The organism is Streptomyces africanus (genome assembly GCF_002150735.1).
GTDB lineage: Bacteria > Actinomycetota > Actinomycetes > Streptomycetales > Streptomycetaceae > Streptomyces > Streptomyces africanus.
The window spans coordinates 42,605-52,368 of sequence record NZ_MUKA01000057.1 but is presented as its reverse complement, the minus strand read 5'-3'; the positions used below and the strand labels follow the sequence as shown (position 1 = coordinate 52,368).

Genomic DNA, 9,764 nt, shown 5'->3' with positions numbered 1-9,764 from the left:
ACCCACGCACCGATCGCCGCCAATCCCACCCGGCGTGCTGGCGAGGCGGGAGCGCGTCCCTCATCGCCGAGCGGCCTCGCAGTCGGCCGGAGGGGACGGCTTGCCTGGCCACCGCCTTTCCGGGCCGCTCGCTCGCTTCTCTCCCGTGCTGGAACGGGCTGGGTCAAGGGGCGGCCGCAGGCCGATCGCCGAAGGCGACGCGAAGCGCCCTTGACGCAGGCCGTGGAAGCACGACACTGGCAAAGAAGCGGGCGGCCCCGACAGTTGCTCTCGATCGCCCTCGTCAGCCCTGCCTCTCCAGCACCGCGTAGTCGGCGAAGCTGCGGCGGTAGCGCAGGTGCCGGGTCTCCTGGGTGTGCCTGCGCTGCCACTCCTCCACCTCGGCCGGGGCCTGGCACGGCCCCGAACTTGCCCCGCAGTCCTCCTCCTCTCCCGAGACGCAGTACGCCTGGTACTCCGGCAGCGCCGACGCGTCCTGCACGATCGAGTACGGCACGTACCGGAAGAGCCGCCGCCCCGCCGGTTCCCCGCCGTGCTCCTGCCGCTGGTGCTGGCGCAGGAGCACGTTCGCGTCCGTCACGGCACTCCCGTCGAACGCGGCCCGCGCCTTGTCCCGGCGGACGGCGAGTTCCTCACACGTCGCGCATCCCGGCACGGGCACGGGTGGCCGGCTCGGATCGGCCGACAGCCCGTCCCTGGAACGGTCGTTGGCCGCGCGTACGCCCGCGCTGAGCCGTTCCTCCGGTGTCGCCACCCGGATCCGCTCCGGGTCCGCCTGCCACTCCCGGCCGCCGCCGACCGGGCGCAGCATCACATACGGGCCGGTCCTGTCCTGGTACTCGCCGACCTTGCGCGTCGCAGGGTCGTAGACGAGCGTTCCCGGTTCCATTCCGTGCACCTCCGTAACTCTGGGTGTACCGAGCGTTGCGCAGGGGAACAGTCCGGTTCAATGCTTGGCGTGTGACACCGGTGCACTGTCACGGAGGGGGATGCCGTGAGCCGACGGAACGGCGGGGCGGAGTCAGGGGCGAGCACGGCGGCCGTGTTCGGAGAGGTGCTGCGGCATTTCCGCGAGGCGGCGCTGCTCACGCAGGAGGGTTTGGCGAGGCAGATCCCGTGCGACCGCTCGCACGTGGCGCGGGTGGAGGCGGGCACGAGGGTTCCCCAGGAGAGTTTCGCCAAGAAGTGCGACGAACTTCTTGGCACGGGTGGGGTGTTGCTGCGGTTGTGGGGGCGGATCGACTGGTATCCGCAGGTGGAGCATCCGGATTGGTTTCGGCGGCGGGCCGAGATGGACGCCCAAGCAGTCAAGCTGTACGAGTACCAGGGCATGGTCATGCCGGGCTTGTTGCAGACAGCGGATTATGCACGGGCGTTGCTCTCCCAGAAGGCCAGTGGCGAACTACTCGAAGAGCGGGTGCGGGCTCGCCTGAGTCGACAGCAACGCTTCCTGGCAGAGGACGGCCCGATGTACGTCGCCGTGCTGGACGAGAGCTGTCTGCGTCCTGTGGGTGATGCCGTCGTGATGCGTGATCAGTGCGCGCACCTGCTGAGCCTCGGGCAGCGCCCCAACATCCGCATCCAGGTGGCCCCGGACAGCCGCTTCGACCTGGTCCGCCCCAACAGCGCCATGTCGCTGATCACGTTGCCCAACGGGGAGCAGTGGGTCTACTCGGAGTCGCTGAGTCACGGCTACTTCAACAATGATCCACACGCCTACGCACAACAGAGCCAGGCCTATGATGTGCTCAGGGCTGACGCTCCGTCTGCCCCGGAATCTGCCGCCTTGATCAGGGAGGCGATGGAAGGGTATGGGCGGGACCATGAACAGTCGCGACCTCGGCGCAGTCCCCTGGATCAAGAGCAGCTACAGCGGCAACGACGCCGGCAACTGCGTGGAAATAGCCCCCGTTTTCCCCGACACCGTCCCCGTCCGCGACAGCAAAAGCCCTGACGGACCGGTCCTGCTCGTCACCCGGTCCGCCTGGTCCGCTTTCCTCTCCGGCGTGCGCTGAGGGCGCTGAACTACTGCCCGCCCAGCATCTGCAGGATCCGGTTGGCCGCCTCCGCCACCGGCTGGCCCACGGCCCCGACGGCCGCGGCGATCGCGGCGACAGCCATCAGCGCACGGTGCCGTTCCTCGGGAGGCGCGGCGTCAGCCGACAGCACCGGCAGGGAGTCGTCGATGAGCTGCGCGCTGGGCTGCGGAAGCTGGTCGCGCAACTCCCGGACGCCCTGAAGCAGTTCGGCGATGGCCAGCCGCAGGGTGGGATCCATCGAGTCGCCGGTCGCGCCGTTCTTCACGATGCCCGTGTTGCCGCTGCCGCCGTGCATGTTGACGTTGTCGCCGTAGTAGTAGTTGTTGCCGCTCATGCCGCGATCCCCACGTTCCCGCTGCCGCCGTACATGTTCACGTTGTCGCCGAAGTGGTAGTTGGTGGGCGAGTTGATGGTGAGCTGCTCCACCGTCACCTGGAACTCGGTGTCGGGGTTCTCCAGTGCGCCCGCCACGTAGCCCACGAGCTGGTCGAGGTGTTCCGGGGTCCGGCTGGTGACCATGGCGGTGGACGGGCCGGCCGTCTCGATGGCGAGGACGTAGTGGGACGGCGCCGTGACCACGGAGAGCATGTCGACGAAGAAGTAGATCAGCGCCGCACCGGAGCAGATCCATACGAAGATGATCAGTCCACCGCCGCTGGACGAACTACCACCTTCGTACGGGGACATCCCGCTGTCGCCGGCCTCGTTCGCGAGGGAGATCAGGCCGCCGATGATCGACAGGCCGATGGCCACGGCCAGGATGATCCCGGTGCGTGCGAGGAAGCGGAAGACCGCCTCCTTGCGCTTCGGGCGGAGGGTGAACGTGTACACCCGCGCGATGTTCCGCAGGGGGTAGGCCGCTGCGCCGACCCATAACAGCCGCTTGCTGACGCGCAGTTCGATGTCCGTCATGGCACGTGGCGGGGTGGCGGGCGGGGGTGGGACGTCCCACTGCCCCGGTGGCTGCCCTGTTTCCATGAAGTCCCCCTGGGAGTCGGCGAGTTCCGAGTGACAGCGGTAACTGTCCGAAGACCATTGACGACCATGCGTTGCCCGAGAGCAAGTCGTTTCACCGGGCTCAGCAGGTCTCGATCAGGCAACGTTCATGGTCATGACATCTACTTGGTGTGAAGATCCTCCTCGCATGTGTGACCGATCGAGGAGATGTGATGAGGGGTATCCCCTTCAAGACGAAGATGGCCGCCTGTGCCACCTCATTCGCGGCGGTGGCGGCGGTGATGGCGACCGCCGGTCCGGCGAATGCGGCGGAGTTCACCGTCACGGACAACTGTGACGTTCCGTGGATCAACTGCTCGTACGGCGACTTGTGGCTGTTCTACAACTCGAAGGACATTGCCATCCAGGGCGGCTACATCAAGTCGGCGTACACGACGTTCTACGGCAACGTGTCCGACCACTGGGGTACGAGCCAGTACCAGGGTTCGTCACTGTCGACCTACCGGTACGTGTTCGGCAACGGCGGTAATGGCAACGGCCAGTACATGAAGAACAATTCGGCGTCCGTGCAGAACTGCGCCCGGGACGACAACTACCGCGTGTACTTCAACTCCGGCTACGGCGGCACGTCTCAGTACTTCGCGAAGAACGGCCCTTACGGAGACTGCAACATCACCGACCTGATCTCCGCCCTGAAGAACAACAACGCGTCTTCGCACTTCGCCTGAGAAGGAAGCCCCCCGTGAAGCACATCAAGCAGACAGCCACCGCAGTAGCCCTGGCCGCTTCAGCTCTTCTGATCAGTGCCTGTTCCTCCGGCACGACTCCCGACACCGCGCAGAACGCGGCTGACGGCAGACCGATCGTGAACAAGGAGCACTGGCCCAAGAAGGTCCCCACCAGTGGTCTGGTCAAGGATCTGACCCTTCCGCTGGAGACGTACATGGCCTCCTACGAGGACCAGGTCACCGTCGAGCAGGCCGCCAACGATCTCCAGCAGTCCTGCATGAAGGACTACGGCATCGACCTGACCCTGCCGAAGGCGGGCGCCAACCCGCCTCCCAGCGACAACGACGCCAACATCGAACGCCGTTACGGCATCACCGACCGGGCCGAGGCCGAGAAGTACGGCTACGAGCTCCCTCCGGCGCTGCGGGAGCACACCCAGCAGCCCATGCGTGATCTGTCCGGTGTCGAGGTGGAGGTCCTGACCGGCCACACCAAGCCCGAACTGCCCCAGGCCCCCGAGGGAGTCAAGACGGGAGCGGCGTTCTCCGGCCCCGGCCGGACGAAGCCCGCCCGGGCGGAGTACAACGGCAAGAAGGTGAAGACGGGCGGCTGCATCGGCTGGTCCAAGCAACAGCTCGGCGTGCAGGAGGCCGACCCGATCACCGTGGCGCAGCTCGCCGGGGACAGCCTGGTGCAGTCGATGAAGGACGACAAGGTCGTCAAGGCCATCGCCGCGTGGTCCGCGTGCATGGACGGCAAGGGACACAAGGGACTTGCCGATCCGTACAAGGCGATGGACCAGGGCGTCACCAACGACCAGGAGCCCACGCAGGAGTCCATCGCTCTGGCGGTCGACGACATCGACTGCAAGAAGCAGACGGACCTGGTGAAGATCTGGTCTGGCGTGGAGTCCGCGATCCAGGAGCAGCAGATCGCCGACAACAAGAGCCGCCTGACCCTCATCAAGGAGCAGCACGGCAAGGAAATCGCTGCCGCGCGCCAGCAGATGGCCGCTTCCACCCAGTGAAGGCCGCCGGTGCAGCACTGTGGCTGATGGCGGCGTGTGTGCTGGCCGCCGGGTGCACGAACGACGCCGCCGACAAGGCCCCCGCCTCGCAGCGGCCGGCGACTCCGAGCGCCGAGCAGAGCAGTCCGCAAGCGCGTCCCTCGCCTGTGCCTTCGGTGCACTCCGAAGGCCGCACGCGTGTCCTGGAGTACGGAGACCTGACCGTACGTGCCACGCCGGAAAAGAGCGGTGTGCGTACCGAGATCCAGGTGGCCAACACCAACGAGCGGAAAGCGACGTACTCGGTCCAGATCAGCATCGCGGACGGTAAGGGCTGGACCGCGCACAACCGGTTCTGGCTTCAGGATGTCCCTCCCGGAAAGAGCGGACGGGACGATGCGGTGATCGGCTCGGCAGACATGGGCCCGGTGCCGCAGGTTCCGAAGATCTACGTGGATGAGTTCACCCCCCTCGTCGACCGAAAATAGAAGAGAGAACACCTCTACTGTGCGTATAAGACAAAGACAACGCGCGGTGGTGATAGCGGCAGCGACTGCGCTTCTCGCCTCGTCGCTGTCCATCTCCGCTCAGGCTCAGGGACCGGAGGTCCCCGACAACGCCGTGCAAGGCGGAAAGAGCCTGCCGAAAACTACGAGCAGGCCCCACGAGGTCGGTAAGAAGGACCGCGCCGCCGTCCTGGGTGACAACCACTCTTCTTCCAAGGATGTGGCCCTGTCCACGTCCGGCGACGGCACCGGTTTCCATGTCCTGACAGGCAAGGAGAAAGACGGCTACAAGTTCACCGCTGTAGCCACCTTGCGTGAGGACGGATTCGACGCGGACTCCTGGATCGGTAACGCGTGCGTGACCGGGTCCGGGAAGTACGCGGCCATCGCCTACGCACCCCGGACGTTCACCAACAGGCCCGAGCTGATGGTGCGCGGCGCGTTCACCGCCGTCGTCGACCTGGGCAGCGGCAAGGTCACCAAGCTGCCGTTCACCGCGTCGCTGGCCTACTTCTCCCCGGGCTGCGGCACCGGGGACGACGCGGTGTTCACCCAGCTGAGCCACGACGGGGACGAGGAGCAGAAGACCCGTCTGATCACTGTCGACGCGGCCACCGGCAAACAGTCCAAGCCGGTCGCCTTCCCCGGTCAGGTCACCTCTGCTGTCCCGACCCCGCACGGCATCGTGGCCGGCCACGGCAACAGGCTCGTCCGCATCAACGGGCGGAAGGAAACCGTCCTCGCCGCGACGAAGCATGTGCCCTTCCAGATCGCGGCCGACGGCGGCGGCGGCGTGACCTTCATCGACCGGGGAACCGACTCGAAGAAGACCAAGGCGAAGTCCTGGGCCAAGCGCCTGGACGCGGCCCAGGTCAAGGGCAGGAAGACCACCCCGAGGACGGTGGCCGAAGGACGGCTGAGCGACTGGGACCTGTCCGCCACCCCCGGCGGCACGGTGTTCCTCACGGGCAAGGTCAAGAACACGGGCACGCTGCCGGGACCCGTGAAGAACCCGGGGCATCTCGCCAAGGGTGCCCGCATGTCGAGCCTGGGCCACGCGGGTGTGTCCACCTCGTGGGCGGACGGCAAGACCAGCCTGATCACACCCGAGGACGGCAAGCAGGTCCGCGATGCGCGGATCACCCTGGACGTGGTCGCCACCGGCAAACACATCGAACTCGACGCCACACCCCGGCTGTCCGCCGAGCGGGCGGAGGCCGGAAGCCGGCTCTCCCCGGCTCTGGGCGTCCCGACGGGGAAGGACTCCTCCGCGAAGCCGTCGGTCAGCGGTGACGGCGAGGGCCTGTCCGCGCAGACGCTGCGCACCCAGGCTCTGGCGGCGTCGCCGACCGGTCCGAGCGAGGGCACCGACGAACGCTACTGCGCGGTCGCCCGCAACGACGTCAAGAAGCAGGCGTTCCAGCCCACTCCCCGGCAGGTGGAATGGGCCGTGGACCAGGCCGTCGTCGGCGAGCTGAACTTCTACCGCTCGCCGGACTGGAAGAACACCGGCATGGGCGGCTACCAGCCCCAGGGCCTGTTCCCGCCGGTCCTGCTGGCCGGCGACCCCAACGGCACCCTCGACAACGAGGACCCCGACGTCACCGACCGCTGGCACATACCCTCGCAGGTGATGCTCGGCGTCACCGCGCAGGAATCCAACATGTGGCAGGCCACCCGGTTCGCCGTCCCCGGTGTCACCGCCAACAGCCTCATCGGCAACTACTACGGCACCCAGTACACCGCCGACGGTACCCAGGCCGACCCGTGGCGCATCAACTTCTCCGAGGCCGACTGCGGTTACGGCATCACCCAGGCCACCGACGGCATGCGACTGGCCGGCAAGGAGAAGAAGGGCGAGACGGCCCTGTCCCCGCTCACCCAGGATGCCGTCGCGCTGGACTACACCGCCAACATCGCCTACGGCGTGCAGATCCTCTCCGACAAGTGGAACCAGACCTACCGGGCCGGCATGAAGGTCAACGACGGCCATCCGCAGTGGATCGAGAACTGGTTCTTCGCCCTGTGGGCCTACAACTCCGGCTTCTACGAGACGGCGGACTCCGCCGGGCACAAGGGACTGGGCTGGACCAACAACCCGGCCAACCCGTTGTGGAAGGCCAACCGGATCCCCTTCCTGCAAAGCGCCGCCGACCCGTCCAAGGACGATTACAGCCATGCCGCGCACCCGCAGGACTGGCCCTATGAGGAGAAGGTCCTCGGCTGGGCCGCCCGCCCGATCTCGGCGATGTTCGCTCCCGGCGACTTCAAGCCGGGCTACCTGGCCGCCTGGTGGAACAGCAACGCCTACCGCAGCACCGTCAAGCCGCCGATCGACACGTTCTGCGACGCGTCCAACGACTGCGACCCGTCCAAGATCAGCGACAGTGACTCCAACGACCCCGGCATGGGCGCCTGCAAGCTCGACGCGGGCGACTCCGACACCAATGCGCACTGGCTGCACTGCTGGTGGGACAAGTCGGCCCAGTGGAAGGAGTGCGACCGGCTGGCCGAGTGCGGCCACCAGGTCCACCGCTTCAACACGTCGTACCCGGAACAGCCGGACGCCAACTCCTACCCGCCGCGCTGCAGCAGCGGCCTGCCCTCGAACGCCCTGATCGTCGACGACGTGCCCAACGGCACCACGCCGGCAGGATCCGCTTCACGCGGCTGCGGAGCGGTGAAGTCCGACGGCACGTTCACACTCACCTATCAGCCCAGCGACATCATCGATGCCGAAACCGGCCAGACGATCACCACCTACCCGGGGAAGATCGACACCCACCAGATCGGCGCGGCCTACGGCAACCACTTCTGGTTCACCCACACCCGCTCTCCCGAATCCTTCCCGGCGCCCGGCGACCGGATGAAGGTCACCGGCACCTGGAAGCTCGGCCAGAAGATCACCGAGTACAGCGGCCAGGCCAAGGTCTACGCGCACATCCCCGACCACGGGGCGCAGACCTCCAAGGCCGAGTACCGCATCAAGCACGCACACGGCACCACCGTCAAGGCGATCTCCCAGGACGCCAACCAGTCCAACAAATGGGTCGACCTGGGCGCCTACCGGTTCAACGACAACGTGCCGGAAGTCAGCCTGGACAACTTCAACGGTGGCGACGGCACCAAGGACATCGCCTTCGACGCCATCGCGTTCGTGCCCGGGGACTACGACGATCTGAACGACATCATCTTCCCCGAGGCGGACCCGAACGCGCCCGACGTCGACTTCGTGGCCGCTCAGGACGCCAAGGAAGTCCCGGCGGGCGCCACTCTGAAGGCTTCGGCGGCCGCCGAGCCGGGGAAGCAGACATGCGCGACCGGTCGCGACGGGATCAGCTGGTGCGGCTCCTACGTCCCGTTGGACGAGAAGAAGGCCAAGTCCTCGAAAACGCCCATGAGCGCCACTGCGGCAGCGACCGCGGGTCCCGTCGGATGGTGCTCGAACGTCAATGGCGCGGCCATGCAGACCAGGACGCAAGGATGTCTGCGCGGTCTGCTTCCGCTGACCGCGACACGCGACGGCGTCCCCGTCGGCACCGCGACGATGAAGGTCATCCAGGAGATCAACCTCGACCCCAAGTCCAACCAGTTCACCACGTGGACCGAGCTGTCTCTGGTCAACATGACGGATCTTCCCTCCACCACGCTCACGTCGTTCGCGGAGGAGTGCTGGCCCACCACCGACTGCACCGAAAGCACCGGCCCCTGGACCGGCAGCACCACCTGGACCCGCGGTGACACACACGTCGCCACCCGGACCAACACCTACACCTGGAACAAGACCACGGGAGGCGAAGCGAAGCTGGACTTCACCTGGGACACCACCTGGTCCACACCCAGCGCCGGAGTCCAGGCCGTCCCGAAGTGGAGCAACAGGGCCTTCGATGTCCGCTGCGACAACAAGGTGGGCGGCAACACCGGATGCGTGTTCCCCGACTACACCCCGACGCTTCAACTGAACACGAAGAAGTACCCGGCCGCTGCCGCGTACTACTGGGTGATCATGGAGAAGCTCGCCTCCCACCCCGGTAGCGAGCAGCACAACAAGCCGCTGCACCGCCTGGCGGACGAGGCGAAGGCCAAGGACAACCGGGACAAGATGTGCATGCTCGCGGTCGCGGAGTGGAACCCCCACCCGAACGCGGACGGCACCAGCTGCGACGAGTACCCGTTCGCGAAATCCCGTGAGAGCGGCGGGATGACGCTGACCTCGGGCAAGTACTGCGCGCAGTTCTACGCGGACAAGCAGTCGAACGGCAGCTGGATGCTGGAGCTCGACAACAACTACCCGTATCCGACATGGAACGAGATCTGCGGTCGTGCCGCGGTCCCGGCCAGGCAGAACACGGATGCCGGTGGCGACCTCGGGCGGTTCACGTCCGAGATCCGCCTGCTCGACAATGACGCGTACTTCGTCCAGACCGGGTTCGAGTACTGCGACATCAAGTCGGTCTGCAACATCTCCTGACAGCGGGTCCCACAGCGAAGCGTCCTGCCGGATCACGATCCGGCAGGACGCTTCGT

8 protein-coding genes and 2 pseudogenes are annotated in these 9,764 nt (G+C 66.6%); 6 read left to right on the top strand and 4 right to left on the bottom strand.

From position 1 onward, the window contains the following. Positions 1-283: 283 nt before the first annotated feature. Positions 284-502, bottom strand: a pseudogene (locus tag CCL05_RS47680) (DUF7848 domain-containing protein); the annotation flags it as partial. Positions 503-526: 24 nt separating this feature from the next. Beyond that, positions 527-889 (bottom strand): annotated as a pseudogene (locus tag CCL05_RS46020) (hypothetical protein); the annotation flags it as partial. Between the two features lie 105 nt (positions 890-994). Between CCL05_RS46020 and CCL05_RS08400 the strand changes: the two are divergent. Next, a complete protein-coding gene (locus CCL05_RS08400) occupies positions 995-1,954 on the top strand; it encodes a helix-turn-helix domain-containing protein (protein WP_208641419.1) in 960 nt (319 codons plus the stop codon). Beyond that, the gene (locus CCL05_RS46015) at positions 1,902-2,015 is read left to right on the top strand and encodes a DUF397 domain-containing protein (RefSeq protein WP_244204215.1); all 114 of its coding nucleotides are present in this window, start codon (positions 1,902-1,904) and stop codon (positions 2,013-2,015) included. Before CCL05_RS08400 ends, CCL05_RS46015 begins: the two co-directional genes overlap by 53 nt. 10 nt (positions 2,016-2,025) lie before the next feature. Here CCL05_RS46015 and CCL05_RS08390 read toward each other — a convergent pair whose 3' ends face one another. Both CCL05_RS08390 and CCL05_RS08385 read right to left on the bottom strand, forming a co-directional pair. Continuing rightward, positions 2,026-2,373 (bottom strand): hypothetical protein, encoded by a 348-nt coding sequence (locus CCL05_RS08390; protein ID WP_086559858.1) that lies wholly within the window; start codon positions 2,371-2,373, stop codon positions 2,026-2,028. Beyond that, positions 2,370-2,951, bottom strand: coding sequence for a DUF6232 family protein (locus CCL05_RS08385; RefSeq protein WP_208641418.1), 582 nt, complete (start codon positions 2,949-2,951; stop codon positions 2,370-2,372). Before CCL05_RS08385 ends, CCL05_RS08390 begins: the two co-directional genes overlap by 4 nt. A gap of 257 nt (positions 2,952-3,208) precedes the next feature. Between CCL05_RS08385 and CCL05_RS08380 the strand changes: the two genes are divergently transcribed. From CCL05_RS08380 to CCL05_RS08365, 4 genes are read left to right on the top strand one after another with little or no spacing between them, the layout of a single operon-like run. Then, positions 3,209-3,724 (top strand): hypothetical protein, encoded by a 516-nt coding sequence (locus CCL05_RS08380; protein WP_244204214.1) that lies wholly within the window; start codon positions 3,209-3,211, stop codon positions 3,722-3,724. 14 nt (positions 3,725-3,738) lie between these two features. Beyond that, the gene (locus tag CCL05_RS08375) at positions 3,739-4,752 is read left to right on the top strand and encodes a hypothetical protein (protein ID WP_086559856.1); all 1,014 of its coding nucleotides are present in this window, start codon (positions 3,739-3,741) and stop codon (positions 4,750-4,752) included. Beyond that, positions 4,749-5,219 (top strand): hypothetical protein, encoded by a 471-nt coding sequence (locus CCL05_RS08370; protein WP_086559855.1) that lies wholly within the window; start codon positions 4,749-4,751, stop codon positions 5,217-5,219. The genes CCL05_RS08375 and CCL05_RS08370 overlap by 4 nt, the downstream gene beginning before the upstream one ends. Before the next feature lie 46 nt (positions 5,220-5,265). Next, positions 5,266-9,708 carry a golvesin C-terminal-like domain-containing protein gene (locus tag CCL05_RS08365; protein ID WP_086559854.1) on the top strand — a complete coding sequence of 1,481 codons (4,443 nt, stop codon included), beginning with the start codon at positions 5,266-5,268 and terminating at the stop codon, positions 9,706-9,708. The last annotated feature ends 56 nt before the right edge of the window (positions 9,709-9,764 follow it).